This is a genomic window from Renibacterium salmoninarum ATCC 33209 (assembly GCF_000018885.1).
Classification (GTDB): Bacteria; Actinomycetota; Actinomycetes; order Actinomycetales; family Micrococcaceae; genus Renibacterium; species Renibacterium salmoninarum.
Window position 1 is genome coordinate 1,894,286 of the sequence record NC_010168.1, and the last position, 20,357, is coordinate 1,914,642.

The following is a 20,357-nucleotide window of genomic DNA, read 5'->3' on the forward strand; positions in this document are numbered from 1 at the left end:
ATTGACATTCCGCCATCACTCACCGCGTCAGTGCTGGCGAGCGACCCCATTGCCGAGACCATGACACTAAAGTGGCTAAGCATCACGCCTTGGGTTCGCCGGTGGTACCTCCGGTATAAAAAATCCCGAACAGTTCGTTCCCGCCGCGTCGGGCATCTTCAATGGGCTTAGCGTCAAGAAGCAATTGCTCGAAATTCAACGATTCGGCTGGAGCCTCTCCTCCCCCGCAAAAGATCACTGTTCTGAGTTCCGGATAACCCGCACGCAAGACTGGAATCATCGGCGCAAAGGCATCATCAACGATAAAAACATTGATCTGCGCATCACGGAGCGAATAAATAATCTCGGCCGGACTCCATCGAGTGTTAACCGGAGCCACCACGGCATCCGCCCAGGGCACCGCGAATAGATACTCGTGGTACACGTCGGAATTCAAAGCAAGCATGCCCACTCGGTCACCGGGAGCGACCCCCCAAAGATCGAAGCGCACCAGCGAACCTAGATACTCGATCCACCACTTCGCGCACAGTACGCTCTCGGCCCGCGCACATCGTCATTGTCGAATCTGGACGTTGCTGGAGCTGGCGGTGCAAAAGCTGAGTCAGATTCATTGTGACCTCCATCATGTCATTGAGATGCTTAGATGGAAGCCTATTACGTATTCACTTAGTTTACAAGAGTGCGCTAAGGTTTCAGGCATATAGGCTTGGATGTAGCGCTCCCCCCCAGTTCCGCCCTGCTCACGTTGCCGCTCGATCCGGTACCGCATATGCGGGTGATTTTCGGATTCCTCGAGGCTCCAGACAGCCGAAAGGCAAGCGCCGGCCTCATGCCCGATTCTGGCCCAGTCCAACCGGCTCTTCGCCCGAAACGCAGCGGCCAACTTCTCCGCCAACTCAGGCCAGCTTGCCGGATCATCTCTGCTCCCGTCGTCCGGGAAGTCGATTCCGGTAGCCACTAGCAGCTGACTGAAGAACTGCGGCTCCATTGCGCCTACCGCAACATATTCGCCGTCGTCCGCCGTCTCGTAAACGTCATAGAAGGGGGTATTCGCCAATGGATCCGAAACACCAGGCCCAAGCACCTCAGCAAAGTTCTTATGCATAGTCAGCAAAGCAGCTGAACCGTCCACCATCGCAATATCCAACACTTGCTCAACGGGATTCCCTGATCGCTTCCCCACAGCGCGGCCAGAATACTGATCACGCCATGCATCGAGCCGCCGGCAAAGTCTCCAGCAACATTGATTGGCGGCATCGGCTTACCACTGCCACGACGGAATGCATTCAACGCCCCCGACTGGGCAATGTAGTTAATGTCATGTCCCGGATCCTGTGCTAGGGGTCCGCCCTGGCCGTAGCCAGTCACTCGCGCAAAGATCAGCTCAGAATTTGCCTCAAGCGCCTGCTCCGGGCCAAGACTAAGCCGTTCCATAACACCCGGCCGCATCCCCTCTACCAAAACGTCTGCGTTTCGCATCAGCTCCAAGACCTTCGCTTGCCCGGTGGGATCTTTGAGGTCCACGGCAACATGCTCTTTGCCTTGAGCGTAAAAACTGTGCAGAAAATCGTAGGGCCCCGACTCTAGCCTAGTGATCACTGTGACCTGAGCGCCCATATTCAGCAAGATCGTGCCAAGGTGCGGCACTGGACCAATCGCAGCCATCTCCAGTACTCGCAATCCCGCCAGCGGTTTTGAGCCATGTTCTTGAGTCATAGTGCAGAGCCTCACTCCATCGTGAATTTTCGCGGCACGAACATTAATGTCATGGTACGCGTGCTAACCATGTACACATCCAGTATCCTAATAGACGCAAGCCTATTTTCGATTCACTTATATGGTCAATCATTTGTAGCTATACCGAGAGTAAAGTACAGATAGGCGCACGTCGTATGGAGCGGTGAGAGTAGTCTCGCCATTGAATGCCCCACCCGCCTAGCGGACTACGGATACTCAACGAGGAGTTTTTATGAGCTTGCACCGCCCTAGCTGGATGAACGAGGATCTTGACGCCTTGGCAGATCTGGCCAGAGAGTTTTACACCAAAGAGGCCGCTCCCAACGAAGAACGCTGGAATGAGCAACAGCACGTGGACCGCGAGCTGTGGACAAAAGCCGGCGAGCTCGGCATGCACTGCCTGAGTATCCCGGAAGAATACGGTGGCGGCGGTGGTGACTACCGACACGAGGCAGTGGTGGTTACCGAGCAGATGCGTGCACTCGCACCGTCCTTCGGTGCGTCCTTGCACAATGTGATCGTGGCGCACTACCTCAACGCCTATGGCACCGAAGCGCAGAAACAGAACTGGTTGCCAAAAATGGCCACGGCCGAATACATCGGCGCGATTGCGATGACTGAGCCGGGCACTGGCTCCGATCTGCAGTCGGTGCGCACCAGCGCCAAATTGGACGGCAAAGAGTACGTCATCAATGGCGCCAAAACCTTCATCACCAATGGCTTCCTGAGTAACTTCATTGTCGTCGTTGCCAAAACGACCGAAGAAGGCGGATCCGGTGGCATCTCCTTGATCGCCGTCGAAACCGATAAGGTTGAGGGCTTCCGGCGTGGACGGAATCTGCGCAAGATTGGCCAACACGGTCAGGATACTTGTGAGCTGTTCTTCGACGACGTCCGGGTGCCGGCCGAGAATTTGCTGGGCGGTGAGCCGAATAAGGGCTTCATTCAACTGATGCAGCAGCTAGGGCAGGAGCGTTTGCTGATCGGAACCATGGCAGCAGCGAACATCGAGAAATCGGGGCAGCTCGCGGTGCAGTACGCCAAAGAGCGTCAAGCCTTCGGTAAACCGATTTTGAGTTTCCAGAACACCAAGTTCGTACTAGCCGAGTGCGACACTATCGCCTCGATCGCCTGGGCCTTCCACGACGAATGCGTTGCCAAACACATCGTGGGTGAACTGGACGTACCGACGGCGTCGAAGGCTAAATGGTGGCTCACCGAGCAGCAAAACATCGTGGCTGATAGGTGCCTGCAGATCTTCGGTGGCTATGGCTACATGGAGGAATACCCGATCGGCAGAATCTTCGCCGACGCTCGGGTGCAGAAGATCTATGGTGGCACGAACGAGATCATGAAAGAACTCATTTCGCGCAGCCTCTAAGCTTCAGAGCGGATGTTCCAGCCCACGGCTGAGCCAGAAAAGTGGGGAGGGCTGCCTGCTGCCCATGGATGTTCAGCCAGAGTGGGCAAGAGCGAGCCAACAATTTCGAAAACCAGATAACGACGGCGGGCCCAGCACTTGAATGCCGGGCCCGCCGTCGTTATCTATTGGAACAGTAAAGCTATTTTGCTGCGCGCACGCCGTCTATTGCTGCCATGATTCGGTCAGTGACCTCATCGATGGCGCCGATGCCGTCTACCTTAGCTAGCAGCCCTAGCTTCTGGTAACGAACAACAACCGCTTCGGTCTGCGTGTGGTACAAATTCAAACGGTGCCGGATGACCTTCTCATCGTCATCACTACGACCGGATTCTTTTGCTCGGCCCAAAAGCCTACGCACCAGTTCCTCGTCATCAGCGGTGAGCTGCAAGACGACGTCGAGCTTTTCGCCACCGGCACTCAAGATGTCATCAAGCTCATTAACCTGAGCCGAGGTCCGCGGATAACCATCTAGCAAGAAGCCATGCTGTACGTCTTCTTGCTGTAACCGGTCGCGAACCATCTTGTTGGTTACCGAATCCGGGACATAGTCCCCAGCATCCATGTACTTCTTAGCTTCTAGGCCCAGCGGAGTTTCGCCTTTGACATTCGCCCGGAAAATATCACCAGTCGAAATGGCAACAATGCCCAAACGATCCGAAATCCACTCAGCTTGCGTGCCCTTGCCAGATCCAGGAGGCCCTACAATCAGCATTCTGGTCATCGCAAAAGCCCTTCGTAGTGCCGTTGTTGCAACTGTGCGTCAATCTGCTTCACCGTCTCCAAGCCGACGCCAACCATAATCAGCAGCGATGTGCCGCCGAAAGGGAAGTTCTGGTTGGCCTGGATAAGCACTAGAGCAATCAACGGGATGAGCGCGACCAAGCCCAGATAAATTGCACCGGGAAGCGTAATCCGCGAAAGCACATACTGCAGGTAATCGGCCGTAGGCTTGCCCGCCCTGATACCGGGAATGAAGCCGCCGTACTTCTTCATGTTGTCCGATACTTCTTCAGGGTTGAAGGTGATCGCCACGTAGAAGTAGGTGAAGAACAGAATCATCAAGAAGTACAAGACCATGTAGATCGGGTGGTCACCCTTGGTCAGGTTGTCCGTGATCCAGGTAGCCCAGGCCGGCACATTGGCCGGGTCACTGCCACGAGCAAACTGCGCAATCAAAGCTGGCAGGTAAAGCAACGACGAAGCAAAGATCACGGGCACAACGCCAGCCATATTGACCTTGATCGGAATGTACGTCGTAGTACCTCCGACGGTGCGTCTACCGATCATCCGTTTCGCGTATTGAACAGGAATGCGTCTTTGCGACTGTTCGACGAAAATAACCAGTGCCATCACCACTATGCCCAGCACAATCACAATGAAGAACTGACCAACGCTCTTGGTCCAGATTTCACCGAGCGAAATCGGGAAGCGCGCCACGATCGAGGTAAAGATCAACAGCGACATGCCGTTGCCTACACCCTTTTCGGTGACAAGCTCGCCCATCCACATGATGAGGCCGGTACCCGCGGTCAAAGTAATGATGAGCAAGATAGTGGTCACAATCGAGGTGTCCGGAATGATCGCCGAAGGCGTACCATCCTGACCACAGCCGCCAAGCAGCTGTCCGGAACGTGCCAACGAGACCAAAGTCGTCGCGTTGAGCAGGCCTAAAGCAATAGTGAGGTAGCGGGTGTACTGGGTGAGCTTAGTCTGGCCCTGCCCGCCCTCGAGGTGTAGCTCCTGGAAACGTGGGATGACCACGCGCAGTAGCTGAATAATGATGCTTGCCGTGATGTACGGCATGATGCCCAACGCGAAGATGGACACCTGCAAGAGTGCGCCGCCGCTAAAGAGGTTGACTAGCTGGTAAATACCACCGCTAGTGTCACCTCCACCGGGAGCAAGACACTGTTGAACGTTGTTATAGTTCACACCCGGCGAGGGTACAAATGCGCCGAGTCGGAAGATGACGATGATGCCCAGCGTGAACAACAACTTGCGTCGCAGATCAGGCGTGCGAAAGGCGCGGCCAAAGGCGGAAAGCAAGCGTCCTCCTGAAGTTATTGGTTCCGAAGAAGTTGGGCCGCCGTGGCCCACCAACCGAGTCTAGTGGGTAGACCCTATAGATAACGAAAAACTCTTGGTGAGCGAGCTGAATGCCCGCCCACCAAGAGCTCATTTCTTGCTACACAACAAAGCTCTAGAGCTCCGTGGCGGTACCGCCGGCAGCAACAATCTTTTCAATCGCACTAGCAGAGTACGCGTTGACGGTGACCTGGACCTTGACGGTCAGTTCTCCGGTTCCGAGCACCTTGACCGGCTGATTCTTGCTAACCGCGCCGTTGGCGATCAGATTTTCAACGGTTATCTCGCCACCATTCGGGTATAGCTCGGAGAGCTTGTCCAGGTTAACAACCTGGAACTCCACCCGGAAGGGGTTCTTGAAGCCGCGAAGCTTCGGCAAACGCATGTGCAACGGCAGCTGGCCACCGGCAAAGCCGGCCTTGATCTGGTAGCGTGCCTTGGTTCCTTTGGTACCACGACCAGCAGTCTTACCCTTGGAGCCTTCGCCACGACCAACGCGGGTCTTAGCGGTCTTGGCGCCGGGGGCCGGACGCAGGTGGTGAACCTTCAGCGCATTCTGCTTTTCAACGGTTTCTGCCTTAGCGGCGTCTTCCTTAGCAGCTTTCGACTTAGTCTTAGTAGCTTCAGCCATGATTACTTCGCCTCCTCTACCTTCACCAAGTGCGGAATCGTGTTGATCATGCCAACGGTCACCGCATCAGCCTTGCGCACAACGGTATGACCGATGCGCTTGAGGCCCAGTGAACGCAGCGTGTCACGCTGATTCTGCTTTCCACCAATGGTGGACTTGATCTGAGTGATTTCCAGCGTCTTTTCAGACACCTGAACATTCTTCGGGGTGGTCATTATGCACCTGCCTTTTCCTGAATCGCACGCAATAGCGGACCCGGGACAACCTCATCCATCGGCAAACCGCGGCGAGCTGCAACAGCAGCCGGCTCTTCGAGCTGACGCAATGCGGCAACCGTGGCGTGCACGATGTTGATCTGGTTGGAGGAGCCGAGCGACTTCGACAAGATGTCGTGAACGCCAGCGCATTCCAAGATGGCGCGCACTGGACCACCGGCGATAACGCCAGTACCCGGAGCTGCCGGACGCAACAGTACGACGCCGGCAGCGGCCTCGCCCTGTACGCGGTGCGGAATGGTCTTGCCCACGCGTGGAACGCGGAAGAAGGACTTCTTAGCTTCTTCGACGCCCTTGGCGATAGCCGCGGGAACTTCCTTGGCCTTGCCGTAGCCGACGCCGACCAAACCATTGCCGTCGCCGACAATCATCAGAGCGGTGAAGCTAAAGCGACGGCCACCCTTGACGACCTTGGCTACGCGGTTGATGGTTACCAGTTTTTCAATGTACTGGTTCTTTTCAGCATCGCGGCCACCGTCGCGGCCACCGTCACGGCCGCCACGGCCACCACGATCGTTGCGCTCGCCACGACGTCCACCACCACGGCGGTCTTCGTTGGAGCCCGCAGAGGTTTCGGTAGCAGCAGTTGCTTCAGTGTTCTCAGACACAGTGCTTCCTGCACTTTCTGTGCTTGCTTGATTCGTGTTCTCGCTCACAGTGACAACCCACCTTCGCGCGCACCGTCGGCAACTGCCGCGATTCGGCCGTGGTACTTGTTACCGCCACGGTCGAATACGACGGTTTCAACGCCGGCTTTTTTGGCACGGTCGGCTACGAGCTCGCCGACGCGCTTGGCTTTTGCAGTCTTATCGCCTTCGAACGTCCGCAGATCGGCTTCCAAAGTAGAAGCAGACGCTACAGTGACGCCCTTGCTGTCATCGACAACCTGAACGAAAATGTGACGAGCAGAGCGGGTAACTACCAGACGAGGACGTGCCTCGGTACCGGTAATCCGCTTGCGTACACGCAGGTGACGACGACCGCGAGCAGCCGAACGGGACTTGCCCTTGCTGTTCTTGTTGATGGTCAAAACCATGATTACTTACCAGCCTTTCCGACCTTGCGGCGGATAACTTCGTCCGCGTAGCGGATTCCCTTGCCCTTATAGGGGTCAGGTTTACGCAGCTTGCGGATGTTGGCAGCAACCTCGCCCACCTGCTGCTTGTCGATTCCTGCGACTGAGAGCTTTGTGGGGCCCTCAACCGTCAGGGTGATGCCTTCCGGCGCCTTTACGGCAACCGGGTGGCTGTAGCCCAGAGCGAATTCAAGATCTGAGCCTTTAGCAAGCACGCGGTAACCGGTGCCAACAATTTCGAGCTTCTTCTCGTAGCCTTCGGTGACGCCGGTGATCAGGTTAGCGATCAGGGTCCGGGTCAAACCGTGCAGCGAACGGGATGCACGCTCATCGTTCGGTCGTGAAACCGTCAGAGTGCTCTCCTCCAGTGCAACCTCGATCGGGTTGGAGACCGTGAGAGTCAGCTGACCCTTAGGGCCTTTGACCGACACAAGTGCGCCGTCGACTTTGACCTCGACGCCGGCAGGCACGGAGATCGGGAGACGTCCAATACGTGACATGTCTTCTTTCCCTTTCTCTTACCAGACGTAGGCGAGGACTTCCCCACCCACGCCCTTCTTTGCAGCCTGGCGGTCGGTCAGCAGGCCGGAGGACGTCGACAAAATTGCGACGCCCAAGCCGCCCAGCACCTTCGGCAGGTTGGTGGACTTTGCGTAAACGCGCAGTCCGGGCTTGGAAATCCGGCGGATGCCGGCGATGGAACGCTCACGGTTCGGACCGAACTTGAGGTCGATGGTCAGGCTCTTGCCGACCTCTGCATCCTCAACCTTCCAGCTGGCGATGTAGCCCTCAGCCTTCAGGATGTCGGCCACGTGGCCTTTGAGCTTGCTAAACGGCATCTTCACGGAATCGTGGTGTGCCGAGTTTGCGTTGCGCAGACGCGTAAGCATATCTGCGACAGGATCTGTCATAGTCATGTGGGCTCTTGCCCTTCCTCGAAGCGGTTTCCGCGTAGTCCAGATCCGGTTGACAATTCAACCGGACAAAGCACGGGACCTACCAAGTAGTTGATTAGTCTTCGGATTTGAACGGGAAGCCAAGCGCCTTAAGCAGCGCGCGACCTTCGTCGTCGGTCTTAGCAGTGGTCACCACAGTGATGTCCATACCGCGAATCTTGTCGATAGCGTCCTGGTCGATTTCGTGGAACATAACCTGCTCGGTCAGACCGAAGGTGTAGTTGCCATTGCCATCGAACTGCTTGCCTGAAAGTCCGCGGAAGTCGCGGATACGGGGCAGTGCCAGGGTGACCAAACGGTCAACGAATTCCCACATGCGATCGCCGCGCAACGTGGTGTGCGCACCAATCGGCATGCCTTCACGCAGTTTGAACTGCGCGATCGACTTGCGGGCCTTTGTCACCATCGGCTTTTGGCCGGTGATCAGGGTCAAATCGCGAACAGCGCCGTCGATGACCTTGGAGTCGCGAGCAGCCTCGCCAACACCCATGTTCACAACGACCTTGACCAGGCGTGGAACCTGGTTCACGTTGACGTAGCTGAAATCGTCCTGCAACGTCTTCTTGATTTCATCCGCATAACGGGTCTTCAGACGCGGTGCGATCTTAACAGTTGCTTCAGAAGTTTCGATGCTCATGCCAGATCCTTTCCGGAGCTCTTGGCGAAGCGCACGCGGGTGACGCGTTCGCGGCCATCGCGCTCAACGGTTTCGAGGCGGTAACCGACGCGAGTCGTCTTCTTAGTGGACGGATCCACCAAGGCCACGTTGGAAATGTGAATCGGGGCTTCGACGATCTCAATGCCACCAGTCTTGGAGCCGCGCTGCGACTGTCCGACTTTGGTGTGCTTGGTCACACGGTTGATGCCCTCGACGAGCACACGGTTGCTTTCCGTGAAAACCCGCAGGACTTTGCCCTGCTTGCCACGGTCGCCACCACGTTCTGCCTTAGCGCCGGTGATGACCTGAACCAGATCACCCTTTTTGATGTTGATCTTGCCCATGTTTACAAGACCTCCGGTGCGAGCGAGATGATCTTCATGAACTTCTTATCGCGAAGTTCACGGCCAACAGGTCCGAAGATACGGGTACCGCGGGGGTCACCGTCATTCTTCAAGATCACTGCGGCGTTCTCATCGAACTTGATGTAGGAACCATCCGCACGGCGGCGTTCCTTCTTGGTACGGACGATGACGGCCTTAACCACATCGCCCTTCTTGACGTTGCCGCCAGGGATAGCATCCTTGACGGTGGCGACGATGACGTCACCAATGCCTGCGTAGCGACGGCCAGATCCACCGAGAACACGGATGGCAAGGATTTCCTTAGCACCAGTGTTGTCGGCGACCTTGAGTCGCGACTCCTGCTGAATCACTAGTTACTCCTGTCGTCTCGCTGGTTCTCATGCTGAAATCACGCTTACAGAATGAGCCTTGCGGAACAGTTGATCGGGGGTGTCTCTGAACCTGCCTGGATTTTGCCAGAGCAGGACTAAACAGCCATGCCAGGAACATTTGAACCGCTTCTCACCAAAGGCGATGGGCGGCAGTATGCACTGGCACGATTGTTTACGAGGTTTTGCGCGGGTCTGGATAGACCACACAAACTCAATATCTTAGCACGACTTGAGACTAAACTTCTGCCCGGGTTCAGTTGACGAGCACGGCAATATTGTGAAATCCAGTGGCTCCGTCGGGCAGCGGGTAGTGGTTCATCGACTCCTGGATCCGGCCCTCGGCGTCAGTAGCTCGCACATAGATATAGTGATTGCCGGCGTCTTGAGCCTGCCAACTGTATTTCCATTGCCGCCAAGTGTCTTTCGATGGCGCCTCGCCAAGCTCTGCCATATCCCAGGGGCCATCATCCACTTTCACCTCGACGCTGGCGACGCCGGTATGTTGCGCCCAGGCGGTGCCGGCAACTGCTGCCTGGCCCTTATCGAGTTTGGCGAATGGTCCTGGCACTTCGATTCGTGAAGCCAGTTTAATTGGCGCCTTCTCAGCATAACCACGCGGCGTCCAATAGGCCTGCTTCCGATCGAATCGAGTGACTTCAAGGCTAACCAGCCATTTAGTAGCGGAGACGTATCCGTAAAGCCCCGGCACTACCATCCGTACCGGATAGCCATGCTCGGCTGGAAGCGGTGTGCCGTTCATGCCCACCGCCAATAGGGCGTCACGGGCTTGGTCAGTGAGCGCGTCGAGCGGCGTGCTCGCCGTGTAACCATCTTGCGAGGTGGAAAGCACCATATCGGCATCCGAGAATACTCCCGCCCGAGCCAGCAAATCTCGAATTGGTGACCCAATCCAGACCGCATTGCCCGCTAACTTACCACCCACCTGATTTGATACGCAGGTCAAAGACAAGACTCGCTCGATCATGGGCTCCTTGAGTAACTCGTCGAAGCTCATCGTCACTTCGCGATCCACCATGCCAAAGATCCGTAGCTGCCAGTTAGAAGTATCGATTTGCGGCACCTGAAGGGCATTATCAATCCGATAAAAATTAGAGTTCGGAGTGACAAAGGGGGGAAAGTCCCGGAATCTTCAAGTCTGCACCCTCAGGAATGATCTCCCTGTTCTTAGGTGTCGGGAGCACAAAATCGATGACCGACGGGCTGGCTTGCTTAGCGATCCGACCCAGCGCACCAGCGGCTACCGCAATTACAGCAGAAGCCGTGACCAACTGAAGAAAACTGCGACGATCCAACAACCCAATTGACAACTTGGTGCCGCTAACTTTTCGGCTCAGCATTTGCAGCACCAGGATGCCAACTAACGCCCCGAGTAAACTCGGCAACACCGCCAGCCAGGAAGAATTTGCCCTAGCCGCCGCTGCTATAGCACCGGCCAGTCCGAAGACGGTGATTTTGATTGATCCCAGGGGTCGCCTCGGGCGTTCAAGCAGCCCGGCTAAAGCGGCAACAAGTAAAACGACGACGCCTAGGCCAACCATCAGGGCTAGTTTGTCGTTGGTACCAAAGGTTTCGATAGCAAAATCTTTGGCCCAGGGTGGCACGATGTCGACCACGAAAGCACCAACAACTGTCAGCGGTGAACTTATACCTGGCACGGCCAAGGCGACCAGCTCCCCTACGCCCAATGCGGCTAGTGCCGAGGTGACGCCTGATAAAGCACGTTTTATCCAGCTTTTCCTCATACAGACGATTCGTAGCCTGGCACCATCCAGATGGGTAGCGGCCAAGCCCGAACACGCCACAACATTTAAGCCAAAAAAGCTCATCAGCTGAGGCCGCATTGGTCACTTCAACCACACCAGCCCCGGTGTCCGTTGTGAAGTGTTCGAAAAATGCTGACAAACGAAGAATCCCCGACTCGTTGAACGAATCGGGGCTTCTTGTAAATATTGCTTATTTGGCCTTTTCGAGAACCTCGACCAGGCGCCAGCGCTTGGTAGCTGACAGCGGACGAGTCTCGCTGATCAGAACCAAGTCACCGATACCGGCTGAGTTTTCTTCGTCATGAGCCTTGACCTTGGAGGTCCGACGCAGAACCTTGCCGTAGAGCGCGTGCTTAACACGGTCTTCGACCTGAACCACGATGGTTTTCTGCATCTTGTCAGAAACCACGTAGCCACGACGGGTTTTGCGGTAACCACGGGCCGAGGTTGCAGCCTCAGTCTCAACAGTTTCAGCGGTCACGGTTGCCTCTTTGTTCTCTTCACTCACTTGGCAGCCTCCTCAGTAGCTTCAGCTTCAGCCTCAACGGCTTTTTCTTCGGCCTTCTTGGCAGGCTTCTTCTTGGACTTGGCCTCAGCCTTGTCCTCCGCCACAGCAGCGACGAAGTCTGGGCGAATACCCAGCTCGCGCTCACGCAGCACGGTGTAGATCCGCGCGATATCGCGCTTCACTGCACGCAGCCGGCCATGGTTCTCCAGCTGCCCAGTGGCGGACTGGAAACGCAAGTTGAACAGTTCTTCCTTGGCTTTGCGCAGTTCGTCGGTGAGACGTTCTTTGTCGAAGCCGTCAAGCTTCTGCGCTGCCAGATCTTTAGTTCCAACTGCCATTTCTATTCACCACCTTCACGACGCACAATGCGTGCCTTGAGCGGCAGCTTGTGGATTGCCAGGCGCAGGGCCTCGCGAGCGACTTCTTCATTGACACCGGAGAGTTCGAAAAGAACTCGGCCCGGCTTGACGTTGGCGATCCACCACTCGGGCGAACCCTTACCGGAACCCATGCGGGTTTCAGCCGGCTTCTTGGTCAACGGACGGTCCGGGTAGATGTTGATCCAAACCTTGCCACCACGCTTGATGTGACGGGTCATCGCGATACGAGCAGACTCGATCTGACGGTTGGTCACATAAGCGGGAGTCAGAGCCTGGATACCGTACTCGCCGAAGCTGACCTTGGTACCACCAGTTGCCTGGCCGGAACGGCCGGGGTGGTGCTGCTTACGGTGCTTGACACGACGTGGGATCAGCATTTAAGCGTCACTCCCCTCAGTAGCTACCGCGGCGGCTGCCGGAGCAGCTTCCACAGCAGCGTTCTCGTTACGGTCATTGCGCTGGCTGCGAAGGTTTCCACCATCGCGACGCGGGCCGGAGTTTTCCCTGCGGGGTCCACGGTCATCGCCATCGCGACGAGGTGCACGGCCACGAGAAGGTGCTGATGCAGCCTGCTGCGCCAGTTCCTTCGCGGTAACGTCACCCTTATAGATCCAAACCTTCACACCGATACGGCCGAAGGTGGTCTTGGCTTCGAAAAAGCCGTAGTCGATCTGCGCACGGAGGGTGTGCAACGGCACACGACCTTCGCGGTAGAACTCCGAACGGCTCATTTCTGCGCCACCGAGACGACCCGAACACTGCACACGGATGCCCTTGGCACCTGCACGCTGTGCGGACTGCATTGCCTTCTTCATTGCGCGACGGAAAGCCACACGCGAAGAAAGCTGCTCTGCGATGCCCTGTGCTACCAACTGAGCTTCCATTTCGGGGTTCTTGACCTCGAGGATGTTCAGCTGAACCTGCTTGCCCGTGAGCTTCTCAAGCTCGCCGCGGATGCGGTCTGCTTCAGCGCCACGACGGCCAATCACAATACCCGGGCGGGCAGTGTGGATATCGACGCGAACCCGGTCACGGGTACGTTCGATTTCAACCTTGGCAATGCCAGCGCGCTCCATGCCCGTAGACATGAGTTGACGGATTTTGATGTCCTCGCGAACGAAATCCTTGTAACGCTGGCCGGCCTTGTTGCTGTCCGCGAACCAGTGCGAAACGTGGTTCGTGGTGATGCCGAGTCGGAACCCGTGCGGGTTTACTTTCTGTCCCACTTAGCGGTCCTCCTCGCTCGCAGGTGTAGCGACAACCACGGTGATGTGGCTGGTGCGCTTTCTGATGCGGTATGCGCGCCCTTGAGCACGCGGCTGGAACCGCTTCATGGTCGGGCCTTCATCAACGAATGCTTCGCTGATGAAGAGGTCGCCTTCGTCGAAGGCCACGCTGTCCCGGTCGGCCAGAACGCGGGCGTTAGCCACTGCGGACTGGAGTACTTTGAATACCGGCTCCGAAGCTGCCTGTGGGGCAAACTTCAGAATCGCCAGGGCCTCATTCGCTTGCTTGCCACGAATCAGGTTGACGACGCGCCGGGCCTTCATAGGCGTTACGCGGATGTGCCGCGCAATGGCCTTGGCTTCCATTGCTTTCCTTCTCTCGTCTTAGCCGTAAGGGCAGGCGCCTAGCGGCGCTTGCCCTTACGGTCGTCCTTCACATGGCCGCGGAAAGTCCGCGTCAGAGCGAATTCGCCCAATTTGTGCCCGACCATCGACTCGGTCACGAACACCGGGATGTGCTTGCGGCCGTCGTGCACGGCGATCGTGTGCCCGAGCATGTCGGGGATGATCATCGACCGGCGGGACCAAGTTTTAATAACGTTCTTGGTACCCTTTTCGTTTTCGTTTGCTACCTTCACAAAGAGGTGCTGGTCAACGAAGGGACCTTTTTTCAGGCTGCGTGGCATCTGTCCAGGCTCCTATCGCTTGTTCTTGCCAGTACGACGACGACGCACAATAAGTTTGTCGCTCTCTTTGTTCGGGCGGCGGGTGCGGCCTTCACGCTTACCATTCGGGTTGACGGGGTGACGGCCACCAGAGGTTTTGCCTTCACCACCACCGTGCGGGTGATCGACCGGGTTCATGGAAACGCCACGAACAGTCGGACGAACGCCTTTCCAGCGCATACGGCCAGCCTTACCCCAGTTGATGTTCGACTGCTCGGCGTTACCAACCTCGCCGACGGTTGCGCGGCAGCGCACGTCAACGTTGCGGATTTCGCCGGAGGGCAGACGCAACTGAGCGAAGCGGCCTTCCTTGGCAACCAGCTGCACCGAAGCGCCAGCCGAACGTGCCATTTTGGCACCGCCACCCGGACGCAACTCCACCGCGTGGATAGTGGTACCCACGGGGATGTTGCGCAGCGGCAGGTTGTTGCCGGGCTTGATATCCGCGGACGGACCAGCCTCAACAAAGTCACCCTGCTTGAGCTTGTTCGGGGCGATGATGTAACGCTTGGTGCCATCAACGTAGTGCAGCAGTGCAATGCGAGCGGTACGGTTCGGATCGTATTCGATCTCCGCAACCTTGGCATTAACGCCGTCCTTGTCGTGACGACGGAAGTCGATCAGACGGTACTGGCGCTTGTGTCCACCACCCTTGTGACGGGTAGTGATCTTGCCGGAGTTGTTACGGCCGCCCGATTTGGGCAACGGACGAACCAGAGACTTCTCCGGCGTCGACCGCGTGATTTCTGCGAAGTCGGCAACGCTCGAGCCACGACGGCCCGGGGTTGTCGGCTTGTATTTACGGATTCCCATGATTTTTCCTCGTTAAAGTGGTCTCCGCTTATGAAAGCGGACCGCCGAAGATGTCGATTGTGCCTTCTTTGAGGGTGACAATTGCACGCTTGGTGTTCTTGCGCTGTCCCCATCCGAATTTGGTCCGCTTACGCTTACCGGCACGGTTGATGGTGTTGATCGAATCCACCTTGACGGAGAAAATCTTCTCCACGGCGAACTTGATCTCGGTCTTGTTCGAGCGCGGGTCAACCAAGAAGGTGTATTTACCTTCGTCGATTAGGCCGTAGCTCTTTTCCGAAACGACGGGTGCAAGCACAACGTCGCGAGGGTCTTTGTTGTAAATCGCCGAGTTAGCAACTGCGTTGGTCACTTGCCGGCCTCCTCAGTCTCAACTGCATCAGCTTCGAAGATTTCTTCAACCGGAGCACCCGCACCGAAAGCATCGCTCGCGGCAGTGCCGGAAACGAAAGCCTCGTAGGCAGTCTTGGTGAAGACGACGTCGTCGGAGATCAGCACGTCATAGGTGTTGAGCTGATCCACGTACAGGACGTGGATGTCAGCCAGGTTGCGTACGGACAACGCAGCAACGTCGTTCGCACGCTCGATGACAACCAAGAGGTTCTTACGCTCGGAAACGCCGCGCAAAGTTGCGAGGGCCTCTTTAGCGGAAGGCTTGGTGCCGGCAACTAGTTCAGCGACAACATGGATACGTTCGTTGCGAGCCCGGTCAGACAGAGCGCCGCGCAAAGCAGCTGCCTTCATCTTCTTGGGGGTCCGCTGCGAGTAGTCACGCGGGGTCGGGCCGTGGACAACGCCACCACCGGTCATGTGCGGAGCACGGATGGAGCCCTGACGAGCCCGGCCGGTGCCCTTCTGCTTGAACGGCTTGCGGCCTGCACCGGAAACTTCAGCGCGGGTCTTGGTTTTCTGCGTGCCCTGACGGGCTGCAGCGAGCTGTGCGACGACGACCTGGTGCAACAACGGCACGTTGGTCTGAACATCGAAGATCTCTGCGGGCAGTTCGACTTTTACAGTCTTAGTAGCCATGGTCTTATGCTCCCTTCACTGTGGTCTTGACCGCAGTGCGGACGAGGACGACCCGGCCACGAGCGCCGGGGATGGCACCCTTGATGAGCAGCAGGGACTTCTCAGCGTCAATCGCGTGAACCGTGAGGTTCAACGTGGTGTGACGTTCTCCACCCATGCGGCCTGCCATCTTGAGGCCTTTGAAAACACGGCTGGGGGTCGAGGCGCCACCAATTGAACCAGGCTTACGGTGGTTCTTGTGGGCACCGTGCGAGGCACCAACGCCGTGGAAGCCGTGACGCTTCATGACACCGGCGAAGCCCTTGCCTTTAGAGGTACCAACGACGTCGACCTTCTGGCCGGCTTCGAAGATCTCCACGGAGAGCTCCTGGCCCAGCGAGTAAGCGTCTGAGTCATTGGTGCGCAGCTCGACGACGTGACGACGCGGGGTAACCCCGGCCTTCTCGAAGTGGCCAGCAAGCGGCTTGGTGACTTTACGCGGATCGATCTGGCCGTAGCCGATCTGAACGGCGGTGTAGCCATCTTTGGCGGCGTCACGCAGTTGGGTGACGACATTGGAATCAGCCTGAACGACGGTAACCGGCACGAGCTTGTTGTTCTCGTCCCAGACCTGAGTCATGCCGAGCTTCGTGCCCAGGATTCCTTTTACATTACGGATCGCGGTCATAGTTTTCTCAGCACCTCCCTCAGAGCTTGATTTCGATGTTCACGTCAGCCGGCAGGTCGAGGCGCATAAGCGAGTCAACAGCCTTCGGCGTGGGGTCAATGATGTCGATAAGACGCTTGTGCGTGCGCATTTCAAAGTGCTCGCGGCTGTCTTTGTATTTGTGCGGCGAACGGATAACGCAGTACACGTTCTTCTCCGTTGGCAGCGGCACAGGGCCGACTACAGTTGCGCCTGCACGCGTGACCGTCTCAACGATCTTCCGGGCTGAAACGTCAATGACCTCGTGGTCATACGACTTCAGCCGGATGCGGATTTTTTGTCCCGCCATGGCTTTGGCTCTCTTCTCTTGTGGAACTTCAGCTTGCTCTTGCTGCTCTAGTTGACTTACTGGCACTTCTAGTTAGCGCCACCCGCAGACACTGAATCCGGATAATTCCGGGTTCCTCAATGCCTCAGGCTCCGACCCCCGCGGTCTGGCGTGTCGCGATTTTCACGCAGACGACGCCGATCAAAAAGGGTTGGCAGGTTATGTATGGGCTTCAGCTTGGACCCTCACACCCGGCATTATCCGGACGGGTACGCGAAGAAGCGCTTGAACAACTCATCTAGTATGCCGGATTTACTGGAGAAATACCAATCGTGCTGGTATGGACGCTGATTTTCAAGAAAGTGGGTCGGTTGACCAAGGAAGTTCGTCAAAGTACTACCCGTGAGTAACATCACATGTCATGCTGTTCTCCATGACAAGCATCTTGGCACCTTCGGCATTGGCTGAGCCAACCCGAAAGGTCACCGGTCGGTGGATTACGCTCTTCGCTGTCGCCTGGTTCGGTATTTGGATGGCACAGCTCGCGCCAGTTCAGCTTCTGCTGCCGGCACAGATTCAAGACATTTTGCAGACCTCGGAATGGGTCACCAATGTCGTTACCTTTGGCATCATCTCGGGCATTGCCGGCGTCTGCGCCTTGATCGCTTACCCGCTCACCGGGGCACTCTCGGATCGGACCACGTCCCGGTTCGGCCGGCGTCGGCCCTGGATCGCCGTCGGAACATTGGTATTTGCCATCGGATTGCTGCTGCTGTCTTTCCAACAATCGATGGTCGGCGTTGGAATCTTTTGGAGCATTTCGCTCATAGGTTTCTGCATCTTGACTGCCGCGTTGACTGCTTGCATCTCGGATCAAGTTCCAGTGAACCAACGCGGTTTCGTTTCCGGCTGGATGTCCGCGCCGCAAGCCGTTGGCGTGATTGTTGGCTTGGTCTTGGTCACCGCACTTTTTGTCGACACGATCGCTGGCTATGCCGCAATGGCCGTACTACTAGTTATTTTCGTTGCCCCGTTCCTTATCTTGATGCCGGACGCAAGATTAGACAAAGGAATTTTGCCCCCGCTGACCATGCGAACTCTTATTGAAGGGTTCTGGATCAGTCCACGCGTCTATGCGGATTTCGGCTGGACATTATTGAGCCGAATCTTAGTCAATGTAGGCAATGCACTGGGTACCAGTCTGCTGCTGTTCTTTCTGGAATTCGGCCTCAAAATGGACGATGCCCAGGATTAACTCATCATTTTGACCTTGGTTTACAAGGTCTTTGTCATCATTGCCTCGCTACTCTTGGGACGGTTGTCAGACAAATCTGGGCGCCGGAAGCCATATGTGTTTGCCTCAGCGTTGATTCAGGCGGTGGCGGCGCTCTTGCTTGCTTTCGTGCCAGTTTTCGGCGTCGCTCTCGTCGCAGCCGCGCTGCTTGGCTTCGGTTACGGCTGCTTCCTCTCCGTCGATCAAGCCTTGGCCACCCAAGTGCTACCCGATCCAGCTACTAGAGGAAAGGACCTTGGCATCATGAACATTGCAACGTCAGTGCCACAAGCACTGGGTCCCTTGATTGGCGCTGGTGCAGTTGCCGCATTCAACGGATTTACTGGGCTATTTGTGCTAGCCGGCCTCTGCACCTTATTAGGCGCCATAGCGGTCAGCCGGGTTAAATCCGTAGCTTAAGCTTTAGTCTTGGCCCTTGGAGCGACGGATCCGCTTATAACGCTCAATCTCTTTGCCGAATGTCTTTCGGACCACAAAGCATCCGCCGACCAGAACAACGACGACGATGAGAAAAATCAAGAACCCCATGTGATGATCCCCTTTCTTGGTGGCCTTTCTACCAGCCCTGGGTGGAGCTCGGTGACGCCCCAGACTCGCCAGTCACGATAGCTAGACGTATTCGGGATAGCAAGGAAACAGGCCTTCTTGCTATCCCGAATACGTCTAGCTATCGCGGTCTGATTTTGAGCATGAAAAAGCCCCGGCTCGCTAGGCGAACCGGGGCTTTTCAGAACGTCAGATCAAAAATTACTTGATGATCTTGGTAACGCGGCCCGAACCAACGGTGCGGCCGCCTTCGCGGATAGCGAAGCCGAGGCCATCTTCCATTGCGATTGGCTGTATGAGCGCAACGGTCATCTCAGTGTTATCGCCAGGCATGACCATTTCAGTACCCTCAGGAAGGGTGATGACGCCGGTCACGTCAGTGGTACGGAAGTAGAACTGCGGGCGGTAGTTCGAGTAGAACGGGTTGTGACGTCCGCCTTCATCCTTGGACAGGATGTAGACGTTAGCCTCGAAGTCGGTGTGCGGGGTAATGGAACCCGGCTTGACGACAACCTGGCCACGCTCTACGTCTTCACGCTTGATACCGCGCAACAGCAGACCACAGTTCTCGCCTGCCCATGCTTCGTCAAGCTGCTTGTGGAACATCTCGATACCAGTAACCGTGGTCTTCTGGATCGGGCGGATGCCAACGATCTCAACCTCGGAGTTGATAGCAAGGGTGCCACGCTCAGCGCGACCGGTAACAACGGTTCCACGACCAGTGATCGTGAAAACATCTTCGATCGGCATCAAGAACGGCTTGTCCTTGTCGCGGATCGGGTCCGGCACGCTCTCGTCAACAGCTTCCATCAGGTCTTCAACAGACTTGACCCACTGCGGGTCGCCTTCCAGAGCCTTCAGGCCTGAAACGCGAACAACAGGAGCGTTGTCGCCATCGAATTCCTGCGAGCTGAGCAGCTCACGAACTTCCATTTCGACCAAGTCGAGAAGTTCTTCGTCCTCAACCATGTCTGACTTGTTCAGCGCAACCAACAGGTAGGGAACGCCAACCTGGCGGGCGAGCAGAACGTGCTCACGAGTCTGAGCCATCGGGCCGTCAGTAGCGGCAACCACGAGGATTGCGCCGTCCATCTGAGCAGCACCGGTGATCATGTTCTTGATGTAGTCAGCGTGGCCGGGGGCGTCAACGTGTGCATAGTGACGCTTCTCGGTCTGGTACTCAACGTGCGAGATATTGATGGTGATACCGCGCTGCTTTTCCTCGGGAGCCGAGTCGATGGAAGCGAAGTCACGCTGCTCATTGAGTGTCGGGTACTTGTCATAAAGCACCTTGGAAATGGCAGCCGTCAACGTGGTCTTTCCATGGTCAACGTGACCGATGGTTCCGATGTTAACGTGCGGCTTAGTCCGCTCGAACTTTGCCTTTGCCACAAGTTCCTCCTAGAACGTATATCAGAAGACTTTCTCTTCAGGACGCTTTTCGTCACTGAAATCTTAGCAAGTCTACTGGTGGTCAATTGATTTTTTGAAATTGCGGTGGA

Annotated in this window: 33 protein-coding genes; 4 read left to right on the plus strand and 29 right to left on the minus strand. The window is 56.5% G+C overall.

Annotated features, from left to right (window positions below; genetic code table 11):
• Positions 1–82: 82 nt before the first annotated feature.
• The 3 genes from RSAL33209_RS16295 to RSAL33209_RS19260 form a co-directional block, all read right to left on the minus strand.
• Positions 83–490: an AMP-binding protein gene (locus RSAL33209_RS16295; RefSeq protein WP_012245537.1), complete on the minus strand. Its 408-nt coding sequence runs from the start codon at positions 488–490 to the stop codon at positions 83–85.
• A 132-nt stretch (positions 491–622) separates the two neighbouring features.
• Positions 623–1,135 (minus strand): CoA transferase, encoded by a 513-nt coding sequence (locus tag RSAL33209_RS19255; protein ID WP_080503800.1) that lies wholly within the window; start codon positions 1,133–1,135, stop codon positions 623–625.
• Positions 1,108–1,716 carry a CoA transferase gene (locus RSAL33209_RS19260; protein ID WP_049758957.1) on the minus strand — a complete coding sequence of 203 codons (609 nt, stop codon included), beginning with the start codon at positions 1,714–1,716 and terminating at the stop codon, positions 1,108–1,110. Before RSAL33209_RS19260 ends, RSAL33209_RS19255 begins: the two co-directional genes overlap by 28 nt.
• A gap of 253 nt (positions 1,717–1,969) precedes the next feature.
• Between RSAL33209_RS19260 and RSAL33209_RS09470 the strand changes: the two genes are divergently transcribed.
• Positions 1,970–3,118: an acyl-CoA dehydrogenase family protein gene (locus RSAL33209_RS09470; RefSeq protein ID WP_012245540.1), complete on the plus strand. Its 1,149-nt coding sequence runs from the start codon at positions 1,970–1,972 to the stop codon at positions 3,116–3,118.
• A gap of 181 nt (positions 3,119–3,299) precedes the next feature.
• Here the strand turns inward: RSAL33209_RS09470 and RSAL33209_RS09475 are convergent, their stop codons facing one another.
• The 24 genes from RSAL33209_RS09475 to rpsJ all read right to left on the minus strand — a co-directional run bounded on the left by RSAL33209_RS09475 (position 3,300) and on the right by rpsJ (position 17,036).
• A complete protein-coding gene (locus tag RSAL33209_RS09475; RefSeq protein WP_012245541.1) occupies positions 3,300–3,881 on the minus strand; it encodes an adenylate kinase in 582 nt (193 codons plus the stop codon).
• Complete coding sequence (gene secY, locus RSAL33209_RS09480; protein ID WP_041685535.1) at positions 3,878–5,206, minus strand: preprotein translocase subunit SecY; 1,329 nt, start codon at positions 5,204–5,206, stop codon at positions 3,878–3,880. The genes RSAL33209_RS09475 and secY overlap by 4 nt, the downstream gene beginning before the upstream one ends.
• 154 nt (positions 5,207–5,360) lie before the next feature.
• Positions 5,361–5,876 (minus strand): 50S ribosomal protein L15, encoded by a 516-nt coding sequence (gene rplO, locus RSAL33209_RS09485; RefSeq protein ID WP_012245543.1) that lies wholly within the window; start codon positions 5,874–5,876, stop codon positions 5,361–5,363.
• A gap of 2 nt (positions 5,877–5,878) precedes the next feature.
• Entirely contained in the window at positions 5,879–6,091 is a 213-nt protein-coding gene (gene rpmD / locus RSAL33209_RS09490) for a 50S ribosomal protein L30 (RefSeq protein WP_012245544.1), read from the minus strand.
• Positions 6,091–6,759: a 30S ribosomal protein S5 gene (gene rpsE, locus RSAL33209_RS09495; RefSeq protein WP_041685537.1), complete on the minus strand. Its 669-nt coding sequence runs from the start codon at positions 6,757–6,759 to the stop codon at positions 6,091–6,093. Before rpsE ends, rpmD begins: the two co-directional genes overlap by 1 nt.
• A gap of 44 nt (positions 6,760–6,803) precedes the next feature.
• Entirely contained in the window at positions 6,804–7,187 is a 384-nt protein-coding gene (rplR, locus tag RSAL33209_RS09500) for a 50S ribosomal protein L18 (protein WP_012245546.1), read from the minus strand.
• Between the two features lie 2 nt (positions 7,188–7,189).
• The gene (rplF, locus tag RSAL33209_RS09505; RefSeq protein ID WP_012245547.1) at positions 7,190–7,726 is read right to left on the minus strand and encodes a 50S ribosomal protein L6; all 537 of its coding nucleotides are present in this window, start codon (positions 7,724–7,726) and stop codon (positions 7,190–7,192) included.
• Positions 7,727–7,744: 18 nt separating this feature from the next.
• Positions 7,745–8,143 (minus strand): 30S ribosomal protein S8, encoded by a 399-nt coding sequence (gene rpsH, locus RSAL33209_RS09510; RefSeq protein ID WP_012245548.1) that lies wholly within the window; start codon positions 8,141–8,143, stop codon positions 7,745–7,747.
• Between the two features lie 94 nt (positions 8,144–8,237).
• On the minus strand, positions 8,238–8,819 hold the full coding sequence (gene rplE, locus RSAL33209_RS09515) for a 50S ribosomal protein L5 (protein ID WP_012245549.1): 582 nt from the start codon (positions 8,817–8,819) through the stop codon (positions 8,238–8,240).
• Positions 8,816–9,184, minus strand: a complete 369-nt coding sequence (gene rplX / locus RSAL33209_RS09520; RefSeq protein ID WP_012245550.1) for a 50S ribosomal protein L24 — start codon at positions 9,182–9,184, stop codon at positions 8,816–8,818. The genes rplE and rplX overlap by 4 nt, the downstream gene beginning before the upstream one ends.
• Positions 9,185–9,186: 2 nt before the next feature.
• Positions 9,187–9,555, minus strand: coding sequence for a 50S ribosomal protein L14 (rplN, locus tag RSAL33209_RS09525; RefSeq protein ID WP_012245551.1), 369 nt, complete (start codon positions 9,553–9,555; stop codon positions 9,187–9,189).
• 274 nt (positions 9,556–9,829) lie between these two features.
• The gene (locus tag RSAL33209_RS19655; protein WP_012245552.1) at positions 9,830–10,657 is read right to left on the minus strand and encodes a molybdopterin-dependent oxidoreductase; all 828 of its coding nucleotides are present in this window, start codon (positions 10,655–10,657) and stop codon (positions 9,830–9,832) included.
• 28 nt (positions 10,658–10,685) lie between these two features.
• Positions 10,686–11,423, minus strand: coding sequence for a hypothetical protein (locus tag RSAL33209_RS19660; protein ID WP_080503801.1), 738 nt, complete (start codon positions 11,421–11,423; stop codon positions 10,686–10,688).
• 127 nt (positions 11,424–11,550) lie between these two features.
• Positions 11,551–11,841, minus strand: a complete 291-nt coding sequence (gene rpsQ, locus RSAL33209_RS09535; RefSeq protein ID WP_114597724.1) for a 30S ribosomal protein S17 — start codon at positions 11,839–11,841, stop codon at positions 11,551–11,553.
• 23 nt (positions 11,842–11,864) lie between these two features.
• Positions 11,865–12,206 carry a 50S ribosomal protein L29 gene (gene rpmC, locus RSAL33209_RS19265; protein ID WP_012245555.1) on the minus strand — a complete coding sequence of 114 codons (342 nt, stop codon included), beginning with the start codon at positions 12,204–12,206 and terminating at the stop codon, positions 11,865–11,867.
• A 2-nt stretch (positions 12,207–12,208) separates the two neighbouring features.
• Positions 12,209–12,625, minus strand: a complete 417-nt coding sequence (gene rplP / locus RSAL33209_RS09545) for a 50S ribosomal protein L16 (RefSeq protein ID WP_012245556.1) — start codon at positions 12,623–12,625, stop codon at positions 12,209–12,211.
• Positions 12,626–13,474, minus strand: a complete 849-nt coding sequence (gene rpsC / locus RSAL33209_RS09550) for a 30S ribosomal protein S3 (RefSeq protein WP_012245557.1) — start codon at positions 13,472–13,474, stop codon at positions 12,626–12,628.
• Positions 13,475–13,840: a 50S ribosomal protein L22 gene (gene rplV / locus RSAL33209_RS09555; RefSeq protein ID WP_012245558.1), complete on the minus strand. Its 366-nt coding sequence runs from the start codon at positions 13,838–13,840 to the stop codon at positions 13,475–13,477.
• Between the two features lie 38 nt (positions 13,841–13,878).
• Complete coding sequence (gene rpsS, locus RSAL33209_RS09560) at positions 13,879–14,160, minus strand: 30S ribosomal protein S19 (RefSeq protein ID WP_012245559.1); 282 nt, start codon at positions 14,158–14,160, stop codon at positions 13,879–13,881.
• A 12-nt stretch (positions 14,161–14,172) separates the two neighbouring features.
• Positions 14,173–15,012, minus strand: a complete 840-nt coding sequence (gene rplB, locus RSAL33209_RS09565) for a 50S ribosomal protein L2 (protein WP_012245560.1) — start codon at positions 15,010–15,012, stop codon at positions 14,173–14,175.
• Positions 15,013–15,040: 28 nt separating this feature from the next.
• Positions 15,041–15,337 carry a 50S ribosomal protein L23 gene (gene rplW / locus RSAL33209_RS09570; RefSeq protein WP_041685539.1) on the minus strand — a complete coding sequence of 99 codons (297 nt, stop codon included), beginning with the start codon at positions 15,335–15,337 and terminating at the stop codon, positions 15,041–15,043.
• A 23-nt stretch (positions 15,338–15,360) separates the two neighbouring features.
• Positions 15,361–16,041 carry a 50S ribosomal protein L4 gene (gene rplD / locus RSAL33209_RS09575; RefSeq protein WP_012245562.1) on the minus strand — a complete coding sequence of 227 codons (681 nt, stop codon included), beginning with the start codon at positions 16,039–16,041 and terminating at the stop codon, positions 15,361–15,363.
• A 4-nt stretch (positions 16,042–16,045) separates the two neighbouring features.
• Positions 16,046–16,708, minus strand: coding sequence for a 50S ribosomal protein L3 (rplC, locus tag RSAL33209_RS09580; RefSeq protein ID WP_012245563.1), 663 nt, complete (start codon positions 16,706–16,708; stop codon positions 16,046–16,048).
• A 19-nt stretch (positions 16,709–16,727) separates the two neighbouring features.
• A complete protein-coding gene (gene rpsJ, locus RSAL33209_RS09585) occupies positions 16,728–17,036 on the minus strand; it encodes a 30S ribosomal protein S10 (RefSeq protein WP_003803825.1) in 309 nt (102 codons plus the stop codon).
• Positions 17,037–17,155: 119 nt separating this feature from the next.
• On the opposite strand from rpsJ, the gene RSAL33209_RS17555 reads away from it, so the two are divergent.
• The 3 genes from RSAL33209_RS17555 (at position 17,156) to RSAL33209_RS18745 (ending at position 18,708) form a co-directional block, all read left to right on the plus strand.
• Positions 17,156–17,317 carry a hypothetical protein gene (locus RSAL33209_RS17555; protein ID WP_012245565.1) on the plus strand — a complete coding sequence of 54 codons (162 nt, stop codon included), beginning with the start codon at positions 17,156–17,158 and terminating at the stop codon, positions 17,315–17,317.
• Positions 17,318–17,448: 131 nt separating this feature from the next.
• On the plus strand, positions 17,449–18,270 hold the full coding sequence (locus tag RSAL33209_RS09590; RefSeq protein ID WP_233494167.1) for an MFS transporter: 822 nt from the start codon (positions 17,449–17,451) through the stop codon (positions 18,268–18,270).
• A gap of 9 nt (positions 18,271–18,279) precedes the next feature.
• Positions 18,280–18,708 carry an MFS transporter gene (locus RSAL33209_RS18745; protein WP_012245567.1) on the plus strand — a complete coding sequence of 143 codons (429 nt, stop codon included), beginning with the start codon at positions 18,280–18,282 and terminating at the stop codon, positions 18,706–18,708.
• Positions 18,709–18,711: 3 nt separating this feature from the next.
• On the opposite strand, the gene RSAL33209_RS19270 is transcribed toward RSAL33209_RS18745, so the two are convergent.
• Both RSAL33209_RS19270 and tuf read right to left on the minus strand, forming a co-directional pair.
• Positions 18,712–18,837: a hypothetical protein gene (locus RSAL33209_RS19270; protein WP_012245568.1), complete on the minus strand. Its 126-nt coding sequence runs from the start codon at positions 18,835–18,837 to the stop codon at positions 18,712–18,714.
• A 219-nt stretch (positions 18,838–19,056) separates the two neighbouring features.
• A complete protein-coding gene (gene tuf / locus RSAL33209_RS09595; protein ID WP_012245569.1) occupies positions 19,057–20,247 on the minus strand; it encodes an elongation factor Tu in 1,191 nt (396 codons plus the stop codon).
• Positions 20,248–20,357 lie beyond the last annotated feature (110 nt).

Excerpts from the sequence above, each read along its gene's own strand:
- rplX (WP_012245550.1), bottom strand. The coding sequence starts at position 9,184 with ATGGGCAAGATCAACATCAAAAAGGGTGATCTGGTTCAGGTCATCACC.
- rplO (WP_012245543.1), bottom strand. The coding sequence starts at position 5,876 with ATGGCTGAAGCTACTAAGACTAAGTCGAAAGCTGCTAAGGAAGACGCC.
- rplV (WP_012245558.1), bottom strand. The coding sequence starts at position 13,840 with ATGGAAGCCAAGGCCATTGCGCGGCACATCCGCGTAACGCCTATGAAG.
- RSAL33209_RS09470 (WP_012245540.1), top strand. The coding sequence starts at position 1,970 with ATGAGCTTGCACCGCCCTAGCTGGATGAACGAGGATCTTGACGCCTTG.
- RSAL33209_RS19660 (WP_080503801.1), bottom strand. The coding sequence starts at position 11,423 with ATGAGCTTTTTTGGCTTAAATGTTGTGGCGTGTTCGGGCTTGGCCGCT.
- rplE (WP_012245549.1), bottom strand. The coding sequence starts at position 8,819 with ATGAGCATCGAAACTTCTGAAGCAACTGTTAAGATCGCACCGCGTCTG.
- rpmD (WP_012245544.1), bottom strand. The coding sequence starts at position 6,091 with ATGACCACCCCGAAGAATGTTCAGGTGTCTGAAAAGACGCTGGAAATC.
- rplP (WP_012245556.1), bottom strand. The coding sequence starts at position 12,625 with ATGCTGATCCCACGTCGTGTCAAGCACCGTAAGCAGCACCACCCCGGC.
- rplR (WP_012245546.1), bottom strand. The coding sequence starts at position 7,187 with ATGGTTTTGACCATCAACAAGAACAGCAAGGGCAAGTCCCGTTCGGCT.
- rpsH (WP_012245548.1), bottom strand. The coding sequence starts at position 8,143 with ATGACTATGACAGATCCTGTCGCAGATATGCTTACGCGTCTGCGCAAC.
- RSAL33209_RS19270 (WP_012245568.1), bottom strand. The coding sequence starts at position 18,837 with ATGGGGTTCTTGATTTTTCTCATCGTCGTCGTTGTTCTGGTCGGCGGA.
- RSAL33209_RS17555 (WP_012245565.1), top strand. The coding sequence starts at position 17,156 with ATGCCTCAGGCTCCGACCCCCGCGGTCTGGCGTGTCGCGATTTTCACG.
- rpmC (WP_012245555.1), bottom strand. The coding sequence starts at position 12,206 with ATGGCAGTTGGAACTAAAGATCTGGCAGCGCAGAAGCTTGACGGCTTC.
- RSAL33209_RS09590 (WP_233494167.1), top strand. The coding sequence starts at position 17,449 with ATGACAAGCATCTTGGCACCTTCGGCATTGGCTGAGCCAACCCGAAAG.
- RSAL33209_RS19260 (WP_049758957.1), bottom strand. The coding sequence starts at position 1,716 with ATGACTCAAGAACATGGCTCAAAACCGCTGGCGGGATTGCGAGTACTG.
- RSAL33209_RS09475 (WP_012245541.1), bottom strand. The coding sequence starts at position 3,881 with ATGACCAGAATGCTGATTGTAGGGCCTCCTGGATCTGGCAAGGGCACG.
- rpsJ (WP_003803825.1), bottom strand. The coding sequence starts at position 17,036 with ATGGCGGGACAAAAAATCCGCATCCGGCTGAAGTCGTATGACCACGAG.
- RSAL33209_RS19255 (WP_080503800.1), bottom strand. The coding sequence starts at position 1,135 with ATGGTGGACGGTTCAGCTGCTTTGCTGACTATGCATAAGAACTTTGCT.
- rplB (WP_012245560.1), bottom strand. The coding sequence starts at position 15,012 with ATGGGAATCCGTAAATACAAGCCGACAACCCCGGGCCGTCGTGGCTCG.
- rplD (WP_012245562.1), bottom strand. The coding sequence starts at position 16,041 with ATGGCTACTAAGACTGTAAAAGTCGAACTGCCCGCAGAGATCTTCGAT.
- rpsS (WP_012245559.1), bottom strand. The coding sequence starts at position 14,160 with ATGCCACGCAGCCTGAAAAAAGGTCCCTTCGTTGACCAGCACCTCTTT.
- rplC (WP_012245563.1), bottom strand. The coding sequence starts at position 16,708 with ATGACCGCGATCCGTAATGTAAAAGGAATCCTGGGCACGAAGCTCGGC.
- rplF (WP_012245547.1), bottom strand. The coding sequence starts at position 7,726 with ATGTCACGTATTGGACGTCTCCCGATCTCCGTGCCTGCCGGCGTCGAG.